Source organism: Polyangium jinanense, from assembly GCF_028435365.1.
Window position 1 is genome coordinate 19,811 of the sequence record NZ_JAGTJJ010000054.1, and the last position, 14,572, is coordinate 34,382.

Here is a 14,572-nt window from a genome sequence, read left to right on the forward strand (position 1 = left end):
GGGGCGCGCCTCCGAGCCACGTACGATGCTGGACGCGGCTCTAGGCGGTGCGACGACTCGTGACGATGTTGTAGATCGCGAGGATCAGGATCGCGCCGATGATCGACATGATGAAACCACCGGTCGATTGGTACGTCGGGTAGATCCCGAGCACGCGTCCGAGGAAGCCGCCGAGAAGCGCGCCGCCGATGCCGAGCAGCACCGTGATGAGGAACCCTCCGGGCTCACGACCCGGCGTCAAGAGCTTCGCGATGACGCCAACGACGAGACCGAACAGAATCCAGAGCAGAATCGACATGCTCTCCTACCTCCCTCTCGCGCGGCACGCGCGGCGCACTCGTCGTGCCGCGCAGGCGGGGTTACGCCGCGAGGACGTCCGCCCGCATTCATCCGATGCACCCTGCGTGCCGGGCAGAGCGTGCACGCCACCGGAGCAAGGCGAATCTCAGGTTTTTTCCGGATCACCCGCGATGTCCAAGGGCGTCTGATCGCAAGAGGGCGTGCCCTCGGCCCCGCACGCAGGCGCGTCGCCCGGGCTCGTGGGTCCGCCGTGCCCAGGGCCGTAGCCGTGCGAGGAGCCGTAGCCTTGATCGATCTCCTCACCATGCGGGCGCGCGCGGCGCGAAGCGCGATGGCGCTTGGCATGCGCGCGCATCTGGATCTCGTGCGCGCCCGCGGGCAACGTGCCGGCGACGAGCTCGACGCCGCACGCGCATCGCGGCGCGGCCGTCGCGCCCTCCGCAGCCACGACGAGAAACACGCGGCTGCACGCGGGGCAACGGAACACGTGCCCCACCGTGGGGCTGGGCGGAGCCTCGACGAGGGCTCGAGGCGCAGTTCGTCCGGGGGCTTTGCCCTCCGGCGCCGGGTTCGATGGGCGTGTAGTGCTGGACATGAGGCCCGCAGGTTCAGCACGTCCGGTGCCACCCGTCCTCGTGCGTCCCGATCACGGCAACTCCGTCTGCGCGCGACGCGCGCGAGCGCCCTCGTCAACGCGCACGTGTGACACGCGCGGACGCAGCGAGGCGCGTCTCTTGTGCGCGCACGGGCACCCGCTCCTCGGTGACCTGTTCCAGCCGCGCGAGGAAGCCCGAGGCCCACGTTTCGACGGAGAGTTGGGAGACCCTGGCCTGCAGCGCGGCCATCCGCGCGATGTCGCTCGCCGTCTCCGGCGCGAGCGCCACGTCCTCGATCGCCGACGTGAGGCCCTCTTCGTCGTAGGGGTTGACGAGGTGCGCCTCGGTCAGCACGTCGGCCGCGCCCGCGGTCGTGCTCAGCAAGAGCCGGCCGTTCGGCCTCGGCCGCGTCGCGACGTACTCGAAGGCGACGAGGTTCATGCCGTCGCGCTTGGGCGTGACGATCGCGGCGTCGGCCGCGAGGTAATACGCGGCGAGCTCGGTCGAGTCGAAGGTCCGCGCGAAGAGGTGCACGGGCTTTCGGCGCGGTCCACCGAAGCGCCCCTGGATGCGTCCGACCGTGGCCTCGATCCGCTGCCGGAGCTCACGATACGCCGGCACCGTCTCGCGGCTCGGTACGCCGATCTGGACGAGCGTCACGCGCTCGCGAGCTTCAGCGTTCTGTTCGAGCAGCCGCTCGAAGGCCTCGAGCCGCTCGACGATGCCCTTCGCGTAGTCCATGCGATCGACCGAGAGGAGCACGCGGCCGCCGCCGAGATCGGCGGTGATGCGCGCGGCCTCCGCGGCCACGGTCTCGTCGCGTCCGAGCGAGGCCCAGCCGTCGACGTCGACGCCGATCGGCCAAGCCTCGATCCGCGTGTGGCGCGCGCCGCGCGGGACGACGATGCTCTCGCCGTCGTTCACGTACGCGATGCCGAGCTCGTCGAGCGCGTCGCGGAAGGCGCGCACGTACCGCGGGACGTGGAGGCCCACGAGATCCGCGCCGAGCACTCCCTCGATGAGCTCGGAGGCCCAAGGCAAGACCCGCAAGCTGTCGCTGGCGGGCCAGGGGATGTGCCAGAAGAAGCCGATCGTGAGGTCGGGCCTGCGCGCCCGGAGCAGGGCAGGGACGAGCGCGAGCTGGTAGTCGTGAACCCAGACGACGCCGCCCGGGAGTGCGTACTCGGCGGCAGCGTCCGCGGCCGCGCGGCACACCTCGAAGTAAGCGCGTGCTTGCTCGGCGCGGAAACGACACACCTCGCCGAAGCCGTGCGAAAGCGGCCAGAGCGCGCCGTTCGAGGCGCCCGCATACCAGGCCGAGCGGATCTCCGAGGGGAGGGCGAGGGCACGCACGCGAAAAGGGAGCTCGCTCGTGTCGCAAGCCTCCCGGTCCGCGCCCGTCGCGATCCAGGTGCCGCGCGACCTGCGCATGAGCGGCAAAAGCGCGGAGATGAGGCCGCCCGGCGCGCGAACGATGCCGCTTCCCGTACGCACGAACGGCGCGCGCGCGCTCACGATGACCAGGCGGGGGGAGCGGGTTTTCATGGGTTCCGCCCATGCGAAAGCAATGCCGTTGCGGGCGGTCTCGCGGATTTGCTCGATGCGCCTGCTCGTGTGGTAGGTTCGGAGATCGAGGAGATACCGTCCCGTGGCCCTCCATCGTCTCGCTCCGCTCGCCGCCGCCGCCACCGTCGCGCTCGCGCTCCTTTCGCCCACGCCTGCGTCATCGCAGACGGCCGAGGAGAAGGCAGCCGCGCGCTCCCTGGCGCAGCAAGGCGCCGAAGCCCTCCAAAACAAGAACTACGCAGAGGCGATCGATCTCCTCGGCCGCGCCGAGGCAATCATCCACGCGCCAACGCATCTCTTGCTGATCGGGCGCGGGCAGGTCGGTCTCGGCAAGCTGGTTGCCGCCCGCGAGTCGTTCCTCAAGATCATCCGCGAGGAGCTGCCCGCAAACGCGCCCGCCGCATTCAAGCGAGCCCAGGAAGACGCAAAGGCCGAGCTTTCCGCGATCGAACCACGCATCGGCTCGCTGCGCATCGTGCTGACAGGCCCAGGCGCAGCCGATCCCTCGAAGGTGACGGTCAAACTCGACGAGCAGGGCGTCACGTCCGCGCTCATCGGTGTGCACCGCCCGATCGATCCGGGCAAACACGTGGTCACCGCAACCGCGGCAGGGCGCAATCCCGTCACGCAGGAAGTCTCGCTCGGCGACGGCGAGAAGAAGGAAGTGTCGCTCGAAGTGGAGGCGCCCACGGCAGGCGCAGCAGCCCCGGACGGGGGCGGACAAACCGGCGGGGCCGACGGGCCGACGCCCCCGGACAAGCCGCAGGGCAAGAGCCCACTGAAGTACATCGGCATCGCCGGCATGGGCCTCGGCGGCGCAGGGATCATCGCCGGGACGATCCTCACGGTGATGTTCGTGAACAAGTCGAAGGAAGCCGACGACGCGTTCACCGCCTGCCCGAAGCCGTGCCCCACGGACAAACAAGCGCAGATCACCGCGCTCGACGAGGCAGCAGCCTCACGCGGGACGGGCGCGGTCGTGGGCTTCGCGGCAGGCGCAGCACTGGCCGGCGCGGGCGTCGCGTTGTTCCTGATCGGAAGCAAGCAGGACAAACCAGCAGGCGCGATGGTCATGCCGTACGTCGCGCCGAACGGCGCCGGGCTCGTCGGCCGGTTTTAATTGCAGCGTAGCGCCGGGGTTTCACCCCGGACCCGACCAGGGGTTGTCCACCCCTGGACCCGGACCAGCGCAAGCGCTGGACCCGGGGTCGATGAACTGCGCATCGCGCAGTTCATCGAACAGGCCGAGGCAAAGCCGGCGACGTGCTTCGTGGTCTTGCCACGGGCCCGTCGGAAAAACTGCGCATCGCGCAGTTTTTCCGCCCTCGGTCCAGGCCGTGCCTGGTCCGGGGTGCAGGGGGCGGACAGCCCCCTGCTGGGGTGCGGGGCAACGCCCCGCTCCGCGCATCGCTACGCGGCTAGTAGCCGAAGTCGCCGCCCGTCGTCCCGCCCTTGTTCGTCTTGTTTGTCGACGTCGCGGAGGGCTTGGGGAGTGGACCGCCGAGCTTCGTCGATGCCGTGCCGAGCGGCGCGGTCGAGACTGTCGGGGTCGGCGCTGCGCTCGTGGTGGGCTCGGTCGGCTTCGTGTCCTGCGACGGGGGATTGACGACTTCTGCGGCGCTCGGCGTCGGCGCCGTGTTCGGCGTGGCGGCGGTCGTCGGGACGGGCGGGGCGACGCTCGTGGTTGGGATTGAGCCGCCGGCCGGCGCTGGATCTTTTTTGCCGAGCATCAGGTAGCCGGCGACGCCGAGGCCTGAGAGCAGAACGAGCCCGACGAGCCCGCCCACGATCGCGTTCGCGCGCGACGGCTTCGGTGCGGCGGCGCCTGAGGTGTGGCCCCACGCGTTCGCTGTGCCCTGCGATCCGTCGAGTGACGTGCCGGTTTGTCCCGTCATGCCCATGCCGGGCACGCCGGGCGGCGGCGTCGCCATTCCGACGCCCGGGATCACGCCGGGCAGCGGCGTCGCCGTCAGCGGCCCCGGTGCCATGAGCACTCCGGGCGGCTGCGTCGGCAGACGCGCGCCGGGGACGATGCTCGGATTGCCCCCACGCGCGGCTTGCCAGGCGAGAAGCGCCTCCTTGAACTCGGCGCAGGACTGGAAGCGGTGCACCTGCTCGCGGGCCATCGCGCGCTGGATGATCAGGGAGAACTCGGGATCGAGATCTGGGACGAACTGCTGTGGCGGAGGCGGGAGCTCGAGCGCGATCTTGAAGAGCAGCTCGTTGAACGTCTCGGCGCGGAAGGGGACTTGACCGGTCGTCGCCTGGTAGAGCACGACGCCGAGCGCGTAGATGTCGCTGCGCGCGTCGACGACGTTCATGCCGCGCGCTTGCTCGGGGGACATGTAGTACGGCGTGCCCACGACCGAGCCGGCCCGCGTCACGTTCATCTCCTCGCCGCCGATCTGCGAGAACTTCGAGACGCCGAAGTCGAGGATCTTGATGAAGTCGGCGCGGCCCGCCTTGTTTGGCAGGATGAAGATGTTGTCGGGCTTCAGATCGCGATGGATGATCCCCGCGGCGTGCGCGGCGCCGAGCGCGTCGAGGACCTGCGACATGAGCGGGATGCTTTGCGCCGGCGGGAGGCGCCCCGAGCGCTTGATCCGCGCGCTCAAGGTCTCGCCGTCGAGGTACTCCATGACCATGTAGCGCGACTGGTCGGGGAGAACGCCGAGATCGAGCACCTCGCAGATGTGCTCCGAGCCGATCCTTCCTGCGGCCTGGGCCTCGCGTTCGAAGCGCGCGACGGTCTCGCCCGAGCCGGAGACGCTCGCGTGCAGGACCTTGATGGCGACGCGGCGCTTGATCCGCGTGTTTTCGCCCTCGAAGACCGCGCCCATCCCTCCCGTGCCGAGGAGCCGGACGATGCGGTACTTTTCGTCGATGACTTGGCCGGGGGTGAGGGTCATCGGATCGTCGCTCGCGAGAAGCGGAAGGAATCCAACACGTCTCGAGCTTACCACGGGTGCCGGGCGCGAGCCCAGGAGGCGGGTGGGGGAAAAGGCGGGGGCGCCGGCAGGACGTGGGGGTCACGGATGCCCCACAGGGCCTTTGCCGACCGGAAGCGTGTTCGTGTTAAGGTCGCCCCCGTATGTCGCTCTACGAGCTGTCGATCGACGACGCCCACCTTCGCGAGGCCGAGAGGCTCACTTCGCTCGAGGGGAGGGGCTTTCCGACGCTGGTGACACGGTGGGAGTCGCGCCTGTTCGATCAGCCCTGGTCCACGACGCTGGTGCTCGATTACACGATCCCGCTGCCTCCGCTGCCAGCCTCGCAGTCGTTCATCGAGGTGCGGATCGCGGCGTTCGTGGGCGGTGCGCCGACGAAGTTCCTCTACTTCGGCACCGAGATGAATGCGAGCGTGCCCCGCATCGGTCCCGAGATGGAGAACCAGATCGGGTGGGCGAAGCAGTACCAGGAGTACCGGCTCGACGAACACACCTCGCCCGTCCCGTACCTCAAGCTGATCCAGACGACGCCGCGCATCTACGGCGCCGGCGCGCAGGACTATTACAGCCCCGCGATCAAGGTGGAGCGCTACGACGGGGTCGCGTCGAGTGATCACCTCGCCGATCTGTTCCCGACGGCCGTGGCGAACCTGCCCTGCGTGAAGGGGCACCTGCTCACGGATCCTTCGGCCGGTCTCTGGAACGGCGCGCGGTACGTGGGGCAGACGGCGATCGCGATCCTGCGCCAAGGCAAGGTCGTCGGCATCCATCGGCGGATCGGGCGCACGGACAAGGACGCGGTGCCGCCGGAGATCAAGCGGCGTGATCCGAAGCTCGACGTACTCAAGGAGTGGGTGTCGATCGATCTCGGTTCGAGCACGACGGTCGTCGCCCTGCGCGGCGATCGCAGCGCGCCGGAGCTCGTGCGTATCGGCGCGACGAGCGCGCCCGTGGTCTCGGCCGACTACGAGAACCCGAGCGAGATCTCGTTCGAGCAGCTCGGGCGCACGCTGAAGGCGTGGCGCGATCGCGTGATCCTGCCGATGACGCGCTGGGGCGAGGTGTCGATCGGGCACGCGGCACGCGCCCTGCGCAGGAAGGGCGGCGAGGAGTCGCTCGCGCTCGGCGCGGCGACGCTGACGCACCTGCCGATGCTGCGCGAACGCGTGGATCGCAAGGAGAAGATCTCGCTGCGCGGCCGCGGCGATCCCGAGACGCAGGAGACGCTCAAGAAGCCGGCGCCGCCGATCATCGACGAGGACGGGATCGGCGCGCACGATCCGTTCGATCCGATCGAGCTCTACGCCTACTACATCGGCCTGCACGTCAACCACAGGACGCGTGGTATCCACACGCGTTACCTCGTGGCGATGCCCTCGGGCTGGAACGACGATCGGCGCAAGAGCGCGCTCGTCGCCGTGCGTCGTGGCCTCTTCCGCAGCCTGCCCGCCGGCATGCTCGAGTTCCACGACATGGACATGCTGAACGTGGTCGACGCGGGCCCCGCAGCGATCCCGTTCGCGGCGTTCGCATTCCGCGCGTTCGCAGTGCAGCCGAAGCCCGATCCGGTGCCCTTCGTGGCCATCGACGCGGGCGCGAGCGAGACGGGCGTGGTGTTCGGCCTGTTCCGCAACGCCAAACCCGAGGAGCAACTGGAGGGCGGCTACGAGCGGATGATCGAGTACCTCGAGCCGACGAGCATCCCGTGGTTCGGCGGGGAGCGGCTCTTGCACCGGCTCGCGTACCGGCTCTACGTCGCTGCGGAGGCGAGCGTGGGCGCAGCGCGCGTGCCCTTCGATCGCCCGAGCGAGGAGACACCCGTGGGCGCGCTCGAGCACCTGCTCGTCGCGAGCCCCGAGGGCCGCGCAAACGCCGAGGTCTTGAAGGACGCCATCCGGCCGCTGCTCGAAGGCGGCGACACGCGCCTGCCAAAGTCCATCAAGCTCGCCACGCTCGACGGTCCGTTCTTCGACTTCCCACTCGAGGTGGATCGGCAAGCGGTCGCCGCGGAGATCGACGGCTGGTTCTCCGAGGCAGTGGAGGAGGTGCGCGTGGGCCTGGAGAAGGCGCTCGAGAAGATCGGGCGTGATCCGGATCCCTACGACGGCCTGCGCGTGATGCTCGGCGGTCGCATGAGCATGCACCCGGCGCTGCTCGACAAACTCACGGCGACGCTCCCGAAGAACGTGAAGATCCACCGCTTCATCGAGCCCGATCGGCTGAACCTCGGCGCACCAACCGTGAAGACGGCATGCGCGCTCGGCGCCCTCGCGATGAAGTTCGAACGCATCGGCGCGAACGTGCGCGCCGAGAAGCGCGACGCCTTCAAGTATCGCGTGGGCCGCAACCGTCACGGCCAGCTCGCCGACGTGCTCGATCCTTCGGTCGAGTACGACGTGTGGCGTGAGGTCGGCGCGTGCACGAAGCCAAACGTCGAGGTGCTGTACATGCGCGCCGAGGACGACGGCGAGGTCGCCGCAGACGATCCGCGCGTGGAGGTGGCAATCTGCAAGCTCGGCGCGACGGCCGTCGGGCAGCGAATCTACATGCGCGCGGTCGGTCCGATCCGCGTCGAGGTGAGCGTCGGGCCTCCCGGCGGCGAGCCCGCGGCAGGCGCGCCGGTGTGGTGGATCGATCTGAAGGAAAACCTCGCGCGGCCGAAGGCGTAGGGATGCGCGGCGGGGCTTTGCCCCGCACCCCAGCAGGGGGCTGTCCGCCCCCTGCACCCCGGACCAGGCACGGCCTGGACCGAGGGCCGAGAAACCGCGCGATGCGCGGTTTCTCGGACGGGCCTGTGGCAAGACCCGAGGCCGCGTTGCCAGCCAAGACGGCAGCGCTGCGCTTGCAGCGAGCAGACACGTCAGCGCTGCGGTCTTGACGGGCAAGCCCGTCGCCAGTCTTGCCTCGGCCTGTTCGATGAACTGCGCATCGCGCAGTTCATCGACCCCGGGTCCAGCGCTTGCGCTGGTCCGGGTCCAGGGGTGGACAACCCCTGGTCGGGTCCGGGGTGAAACCCCGGCGCTACGCTACGGCGCGCGGCGCGTGATGTAGAAGAAGTCGCGCGGGGACGGCTCCTTCACGTAATCGTGCGTGCGGTAGTCGACGTGCGGCACGAGTGACGAGACGACGCGGCGCTCGGCGGCGGGCGGGTGCTCGAAGAGCAGGAAGCGCGGGTAGGCGTAGTTCACGTCGAGCTGCGCTGCGTCGCGCGCGCCGGCAGCCTTCATTGCGCGCGCGAGTGATTGCGCCGTCACGGCTTCGCCGAGTGCGTAGAAGAGCGTGCGTCCTGCGGCGTCGATGCCGATCGCGGAGCGGCGGATCACGGTTTCGCCGCTGACGGTCGCGCCCCAGTTCTTGTTGTACTCGGTCAGCTTCGTGTTGAGCTCGCCGCCCTCGACGAGACATGCGGGGGTTTGCCGGTATGCCGCCATCTGGGCCTCCGTCGGCGCGAGCGTCGGCCAGGTGCCGATGCGGATTGCTCCGTCGCGGTAGAGACCCACGGTGCAGGCGATGTCGCGCGGGGGCAGGAACGTCTTGCCCTCGATCATCATCCCGTACTGCCCGTGCAGCGCCTTGAAGCCTCCGTTGAAGGCTGCGATCAGGGCCGCGTGCTCCGTCGCCGGGACGAGGCCGGGACGCTCGGAGAGCGGCACGTTTTGCGAGACGGGCTCGGTCGTACCCGCGACGAGACGGATTGCGACGCGCTGGAGATCCATGGCTACGACGGCCACCGCGGCGAAGCCACGCTTCGGATCGGGGTGGACCACGGCCTTGACCAGCACGGGCGGCTCGCCTTCGCGGCTGCCCTCCTGCATCACGAGCCATGTCCCGTCGCCCGTCGCCGCGACGTTCGTGAACGGCGCATCGAAGCGCGGCGGGGGGAAACTTGGGGCCTCGGGCGTGGAGGCGTCGGCCACGTCGACCTTCGCGGGCACGACTTCGGGCGCGGGGGCGGCGGACAGGGCGGCCGAGGACGAGGCTGGGGTCTCCCAGAACGTCGTGGGGGCCTCGTCGCCGTGACGCCAGACGTTCACGCGGTCGGCCAGCCCGTAGGCCGTGTCCTCGATCCATGCGACCACGGAGGGGCCGAGCACTGCGCGCAGGCCGTCGGCGAGCGCGGGGCCGAAGCCTGGGACGTTGTGGATGGCCCACCACGTCGCGCCTCCCGCGACGAACGTGACGCCGAGGCCAATGGCTGCGCGCCGTCGCCAGCGCCGTGGCTTCTTCTTCTTGTCTGTCTCGGGGCCGGTCACGGGGCCGGGAGGGTACCCCAGGACGGCCTGGGGACCCAAGCGGAGGCGTGTGTGCGGAGCGTCAAACGACCTGGCCGTGGGCCATCGTTTTTGGTCCGTCCTTGAACAGGATCTCGACCTTGCCGCGATCGATCACGCGGGCGACGACGCCGTCGCCGAACTTCGGGTGACGGACGAGCTCGCCTGGGCCGAGCGTGAGCGTGACGCGGTAGGGCTTGAAGGCGCCCATGGGCTGGCCGGCGATCGCGTGCTCCCACTGGATCGTTTGGTCACGCTCGCGTTGCGCGGCGGCGCTCGCGCGGGCGCCTGAGGTCTTGCGCTCCTCGCCCGAGCCCTCGCGCTTCGTCGCGGACGCGGCCTTGGTCTTTGGCGCCAGCGGCGCGAGCTTCTCGCTCTTCGGGCGGCGGTAGAGGTGATGGGAGCCGCACGTCTTGCACTCGACCTTCTTCACCTCGTCGCCGACCATGGCGATGATGCGGTGAGTCAGGTCAAGCTTGCATTTCGTGCAATAAGAATCGATCTCGCCACCGGTCTTCGGCTTCTTCGTGATCACGTACCCTCGCGTCTTCTGCGCTCGCGCCGCGTCTCTTTTCCTCGATCCTTGACCGTCACCTGCGCGGAGACGGACGGCTTCGGCAGACCTTTCTGGCCTTCCGCTGCCGCTGACTCTCCCTCCTCCGACTCCTCAGCGTCCGACTCCTCGGCCGGAGTTTTTTCGGCGGAACGCGCGTCGTTCGGGACGAAGCGGATCTCCGTCTTGATCTCGAACGAGAGCTTCGTGAGCACCTTCGTCAGCTCGTCGGCGAACTGCGTGTGCTCGAGGACGTCGCGAATTTCCTTCGCGACGACGCGGTAAAGCCCGGTCTTGGTGTCGTCGATCTGCTGGTAGAGGTAGTTCAACACCTCCTTCGGCAGCTTCATGTCCCCCACAAAATGCCGAAGGGTGTCGGGGCCTTCGCTCAGCTTCCCGACGCCGGTCTCGACAGCGCGCTCGACGGCGCGCTTGAGCAGGTCTGGAATGGCACGGTCGAACGTGCGCCGCCGCTCCGTCTCCGGCTTCTCCCCCTCGGGCGGCTCTTCGCGGCTCGGAAGATCATCGATGTCGCCCATCCGCCGGCTCACTAGCCATGAAGGGGGCCTTCGTCAATCGGACATCGACACCCGCAGCGCCCAAACCTCGGCGACGACCTTTCCCTTTCCGCGCCGGGCGGCAAGCTCCACCGTCAGGGTATCGTCTTCCAGCGGACAGAACGGCCGATCGGGCTGGACGATGGGCCACCGATCCTCGCCGTGATCCGCGGCGATCGAGGCGCCTCGGCTCGATCGGACCACGACGTCGAGGTCCGTCACCGTGGGCTCGGCGACCGCAAAGATTCGATAACACTCGCCTTTCTTGGCTTCGAGCGGGAACGGGACCGGCGCGCCTCCCTCGGCGACCTCCGCCTCGACCGGCTCCTTCGTGAGCCGTCGCATCCCGTTTTCCGGACCACACAACATGGTCAGGCGCGTGAGGTCCTTCCGCAGATCCCCTTCCAGGCGAAAGTTACCGTAACAACGAATCCAGGGACCACCCACACGAACGGGCGAGGCGAGGGGGTCCTCGTCGCGCGCGACCGGGCCGGCTTCGGCGACGCCTCCGTCGGCGTCGGCCGGGACCTCGCCGAGCATCGAGGGGGGGAGCTTGGGCAAGGGCGGGGTCGGGGGCGGGGAGTCGGGGGCGGAGGCGGCGCCGCCGGCTTGCTCCCAGGGGCGCGGGCGGTCGCGGCAGCCGGTGAGGAGGGCGAGGCTTGCGAGCGCGGCCAGGACGAGGCGCGCGCGGGCGCGTCGTGGGTTTGGCCGGCCAAGGTTCTGCGCTAGAGTCCCGGCCCGATGAACATCTTCGCCGAACGCCGCAGGCAATTGCTCGAGCGACTTCCGGGTGTGCTCGTCCTTCCGGCGGCGCCGGAGCTCATCCGCAACAACAGCGTCCACCACGAGTACCGCCAGGACTCCGACTTCCACTACCTCACGGGCTTCGGCGAGCCCGACGCCGTGCTCCTTCTGGCCCCGAAGCACCCGGAGCACAAGATGGTTCTGTTCGTCCGCAAGCGGGACCCGGAGCGGGAGAAGTACGACGGGGCCCGCGCGGGCGTGGAGGGCGCGAAGGCGGAGTTCGGCGCGGACGCGGCGTTCACCATCGACGAGCTCGACGACAAGCTCATCGACTACCTGCAGGGCAACCACAGGCTCTACTACAAGCTCGGCCAGAACCGATCGCTCGACGAACGCGTGCTCCGCGCGCGGGAGCTCCTCCGGCTGAAGGGGACGCGGACCAAGAAGACGTGGCCGACGGAGATCGTGGAGCCGGGCGACGTGCTGCACGAGATGCGCGCGGTGAAGTCGGAGGCGGAGCTCGGCTTCATGCGGCGCGCCGCGGCGATCACGCGCGAGGCGCACCTCGGATCGATGCGGCTCGCGGCGCCGGGTCGCTACGAGTACGAGGTCGATGCGCACATCCGCGAGGTCTTCCGGCGGAACGGCGCCGAGCGCACGGCGTACACGCCCATCGTGGGAGCAGGGCCGAACGCGACGATCCTGCATTACCACGCGAACCGGAAGAAGCTCGAAGGCGGCGAGCTCCTGCTCATCGATGCTGGCTGCGAGTACGAGTACTACGCGTCCGACGTGACGCGGACGTTCCCCGTGAACGGGACGTTTTCGCCGGTGCAGCGGCGGCTTTACGAGATCGTGCTCGCCGCGCAGATGGCCGCGATCGAGGCCGTGAAGCCGGGCGTGACGGTGGACGCGTTGCACGACATCACGGTGCGGACGCTGGTCGAGGGGTTTGTCCGCGAGGGGCTGCTCTCGGGCGACGTGAACGAGATCATCGAGAAAGAGACGTACAAGCGGCTCTACCCGCACCGCACGAGCCACTGGCTCGGCATGGATGTGCACGACGTGGGGCACTACTACCGCGACGGCGAGGCGAGGCAGCTCGAGCCGGGGATGGTGTTCACGATCGAGCCGGGGATCTACGTGGCGCCGGACGACGAGAAGGCGCCGGCGGAGTACCGCGGGATCGGCATCCGCATCGAGGACGACATCCTGGTCACGGCCACGGGCTACGAGAACCTGACGGCCGACATCCCGAAGGCGCCGGACGAGGTCGAGCGCGCCTGCCGAGACGCTTGAAGCAAAAAGCGATGGGTCGCGCGGCGAAATCCGCGTCGCGCGAGGCGACGCTCGCCATCGAGCTCAAGGGCTGGTTCCGGAAGAGCGCGCGGGATCTCCCGTGGCGCAGGACGCGGGATCCGTACGCGATCTGGCTGTCCGAGGTGATGCTGCAGCAGACGCGCGTGGAGACGGTGATCCCGTACTACGAGCGGTTCTTGCAGCGGTTTCCGGACGTGCGTGCGCTCGCGTCCGCCGAGCTCGACGAGGTGCTCTCGCTCTGGAGCGGGCTCGGCTACTACCGTCGCGCGCGCGAGCTTCATCGCTGCGCGCAGGAGGTCGCCGAGAAGCACGGCGGCGTGTTCCCCGCGGAGGCCGCGGAGCTACGCAAGCTCCGCGGGATCGGCCCGTACACCGCCGGTGCGGTGTCGAGCATCGCGTTCGATCGTCCCGCGGCGCTCGTGGACGGCAACGTCGCGCGGGTGCTCGCGCGCCTCGAGGTGATCGAGGACGACGTGAAGAGCACCGCGGGCCTGAAGCGGATCTGGAGCGTCGCGGAGAAGCTCGTCCCCGAGGAGGAGCCCGGCGCGTGGAACCAGGCGCTCATGGAGCTCGGCGCGACGATCTGCACGCCGCAAAACCCTGCATGCCTCATCTGCCCGGTGCGCGACGCGTGCGCGGCGCGGGCGCAGGGCAGGGAGCGCGAGCTGCCGATCGTGGGCGAGAAAAAGGCATCGCCGCGCGTGGCGATGGTCGCTGTCGTGGTGGAGCACGAGGGGCGCTTTCTGTTCGCGCGGCGCAGAGAAGGCGGACTGTTCGGCGGGCTGTGGGAGCCGCCGATGGTCGAGGCGCGGACGGCCGAGGACGCGAAGAGCTCGCTCCATGGCGCGGGCGTCGCGGCGGAGGCGAAGCTCACGGAGGTGGGACGCGTCGAGCACGTGCTCACGCACCGCGAGCTCGACGTGCTCGTGCTGCGCGCGCGGGCGGATCGGCCCTGGCCGCTCGAAGCGCCGACGACGGCGCCGTACGAGCGACTCGCGTGGCTCGAGCAAACCGCCGAGGGCGTCGGCGTCTCCACGCTGGCGCGCAAGATCCTCGCGGCGGCGAAGCCTGAGAAGAAGGGCGCAGCGCGCAAGAAGAAGGCTCGCGCGTAGCGCCCTCGGCTCACTCCGTGGGGCCTGCGCGCTTGCGCGAGGCGGGCTTGGTCCGCTCGCGCAGTGCGTCCTCCATCGTTCCGCGCTCTTCCTCCGAGAAGTACACGTCCTCGGCCTCGGCGCCGATCTCCTCGACGAGGAACGGCGTTTCGAGATCCTGCCCTTCGTCCGACAGGATCACGTCGCTCATGTCGCGGCCGCGCGTCGCGCCTTCGAGGAACTCAGCGCCGAGATCGCCGGCGAGATCCGCGGCCGCGTCGGCGTTGTCGGGATCGAAGGAAAAACCCTCGCTCACCTGATCGTTCGGGTGATGGCGGAAGACACGATCGCTGTCGTCGAGCGTGTGCACGGGCTCGTCCATCGCGTCGGGCGGGTGCACCTTTCCGGGCAGAGGCGGCGCGGCGAACTCGTCGAGATCTTCGAGCACGGGCCGCGGGGGCCTCTCCTCGAACGACATCCCCGGGCGCCGCGCGTGGGTGACGCCGTGGCGGTGTTCGCTGCTGCGTACGCTCGATGCGGGGGGCGGAGCCTGGGTGGACGGGGCGGCCGCCCGCGCGTGTTTCGCCCCGGTTCGGGCCGGCTTGAGGGGTTTGTTGCTGTTCACG

At 69.4% G+C, this 14,572-nt stretch carries 13 protein-coding genes; 4 read left to right on the forward strand and 9 right to left on the reverse strand.

Annotated features, from left to right (window positions below):
• Positions 1 to 40: 40 nt before the first annotated feature.
• The 3 genes from KEG57_RS44065 to KEG57_RS44075 all read right to left on the reverse strand — a co-directional run bounded on the left by KEG57_RS44065 (position 41) and on the right by KEG57_RS44075 (position 2,441).
• Positions 41 to 298, reverse strand: a complete 258-nt coding sequence (locus KEG57_RS44065; protein ID WP_272426051.1) for a GlsB/YeaQ/YmgE family stress response membrane protein — start codon at positions 296 to 298, stop codon at positions 41 to 43.
• Between the two features lie 147 nt (positions 299 to 445).
• The gene (locus KEG57_RS44070; protein WP_272459628.1) at positions 446 to 895 is read right to left on the reverse strand and encodes a hypothetical protein; all 450 of its coding nucleotides are present in this window, start codon (positions 893 to 895) and stop codon (positions 446 to 448) included.
• A gap of 94 nt (positions 896 to 989) precedes the next feature.
• Complete coding sequence (locus KEG57_RS44075) at positions 990 to 2,441, reverse strand: alpha,alpha-trehalose-phosphate synthase (UDP-forming) (RefSeq protein WP_272426054.1); 1,452 nt, start codon at positions 2,439 to 2,441, stop codon at positions 990 to 992.
• A gap of 103 nt (positions 2,442 to 2,544) precedes the next feature.
• On the opposite strand from KEG57_RS44075, the gene KEG57_RS44080 reads away from it, so the two are divergent.
• Positions 2,545 to 3,582, forward strand: coding sequence for a peptidase associated/transthyretin-like domain-containing protein (locus KEG57_RS44080; protein WP_272426055.1), 1,038 nt, complete (start codon positions 2,545 to 2,547; stop codon positions 3,580 to 3,582).
• Between the two features lie 298 nt (positions 3,583 to 3,880).
• Here the strand turns inward: KEG57_RS44080 and KEG57_RS44085 are convergent, their stop codons facing one another.
• A complete protein-coding gene (locus KEG57_RS44085) occupies positions 3,881 to 5,371 on the reverse strand; it encodes a serine/threonine-protein kinase (protein WP_272422995.1) in 1,491 nt (496 codons plus the stop codon).
• A gap of 182 nt (positions 5,372 to 5,553) precedes the next feature.
• On the opposite strand from KEG57_RS44085, the gene KEG57_RS44090 reads away from it, so the two are divergent.
• Positions 5,554 to 8,079: a hypothetical protein gene (locus KEG57_RS44090; RefSeq protein ID WP_272422997.1), complete on the forward strand. Its 2,526-nt coding sequence runs from the start codon at positions 5,554 to 5,556 to the stop codon at positions 8,077 to 8,079.
• Between the two features lie 357 nt (positions 8,080 to 8,436).
• Here the strand turns inward: KEG57_RS44090 and KEG57_RS55950 are convergent, their stop codons facing one another.
• The 4 genes from KEG57_RS55950 to KEG57_RS44110 form a co-directional block, all read right to left on the reverse strand.
• A complete protein-coding gene (locus KEG57_RS55950) occupies positions 8,437 to 9,663 on the reverse strand; it encodes a phosphodiester glycosidase family protein (RefSeq protein WP_272459629.1) in 1,227 nt (408 codons plus the stop codon).
• A 61-nt stretch (positions 9,664 to 9,724) separates the two neighbouring features.
• Positions 9,725 to 10,216 (reverse strand): hypothetical protein, encoded by a 492-nt coding sequence (locus KEG57_RS44100; protein ID WP_272423000.1) that lies wholly within the window; start codon positions 10,214 to 10,216, stop codon positions 9,725 to 9,727.
• Positions 10,213 to 10,773 (reverse strand): hypothetical protein, encoded by a 561-nt coding sequence (locus tag KEG57_RS44105; protein ID WP_272423001.1) that lies wholly within the window; start codon positions 10,771 to 10,773, stop codon positions 10,213 to 10,215. The genes KEG57_RS44100 and KEG57_RS44105 overlap by 4 nt, the downstream gene beginning before the upstream one ends.
• 33 nt (positions 10,774 to 10,806) lie before the next feature.
• Positions 10,807 to 11,352: a hypothetical protein gene (locus KEG57_RS44110; RefSeq protein WP_272423003.1), complete on the reverse strand. Its 546-nt coding sequence runs from the start codon at positions 11,350 to 11,352 to the stop codon at positions 10,807 to 10,809.
• A 180-nt stretch (positions 11,353 to 11,532) separates the two neighbouring features.
• Between KEG57_RS44110 and KEG57_RS44115 the strand changes: the two genes are divergently transcribed.
• Together KEG57_RS44115 and mutY are read left to right on the forward strand one after the other, a co-directional pair.
• Positions 11,533 to 12,834 carry an aminopeptidase P N-terminal domain-containing protein gene (locus KEG57_RS44115; RefSeq protein ID WP_272423004.1) on the forward strand — a complete coding sequence of 434 codons (1,302 nt, stop codon included), beginning with the start codon at positions 11,533 to 11,535 and terminating at the stop codon, positions 12,832 to 12,834.
• An 11-nt stretch (positions 12,835 to 12,845) separates the two neighbouring features.
• Complete coding sequence (gene mutY / locus KEG57_RS44120; RefSeq protein ID WP_272423006.1) at positions 12,846 to 13,967, forward strand: A/G-specific adenine glycosylase; 1,122 nt, start codon at positions 12,846 to 12,848, stop codon at positions 13,965 to 13,967.
• A gap of 10 nt (positions 13,968 to 13,977) precedes the next feature.
• On the opposite strand, the gene KEG57_RS44125 is transcribed toward mutY, so the two are convergent.
• The gene (locus tag KEG57_RS44125) at positions 13,978 to 14,571 is read right to left on the reverse strand and encodes a hypothetical protein (protein ID WP_272459630.1); all 594 of its coding nucleotides are present in this window, start codon (positions 14,569 to 14,571) and stop codon (positions 13,978 to 13,980) included.
• Position 14,572: the final 1 nt, after the last annotated feature.

Excerpts from the sequence above, each read along its gene's own strand:
- KEG57_RS44070 (WP_272459628.1), bottom strand. The coding sequence starts at position 895 with ATGTCCAGCACTACACGCCCATCGAACCCGGCGCCGGAGGGCAAAGCC.
- KEG57_RS44090 (WP_272422997.1), top strand. The coding sequence starts at position 5,554 with ATGTCGCTCTACGAGCTGTCGATCGACGACGCCCACCTTCGCGAGGCC.
- mutY (WP_272423006.1), top strand. The coding sequence starts at position 12,846 with ATGGGTCGCGCGGCGAAATCCGCGTCGCGCGAGGCGACGCTCGCCATC.
- KEG57_RS44105 (WP_272423001.1), bottom strand. The coding sequence starts at position 10,773 with ATGGGCGACATCGATGATCTTCCGAGCCGCGAAGAGCCGCCCGAGGGG.
- KEG57_RS44115 (WP_272423004.1), top strand. The coding sequence starts at position 11,533 with ATGAACATCTTCGCCGAACGCCGCAGGCAATTGCTCGAGCGACTTCCG.
- KEG57_RS44065 (WP_272426051.1), bottom strand. The coding sequence starts at position 298 with ATGTCGATTCTGCTCTGGATTCTGTTCGGTCTCGTCGTTGGCGTCATC.
- KEG57_RS44075 (WP_272426054.1), bottom strand. The coding sequence starts at position 2,441 with ATGAAAACCCGCTCCCCCCGCCTGGTCATCGTGAGCGCGCGCGCGCCG.
- KEG57_RS44085 (WP_272422995.1), bottom strand. The coding sequence starts at position 5,371 with ATGACCCTCACCCCCGGCCAAGTCATCGACGAAAAGTACCGCATCGTC.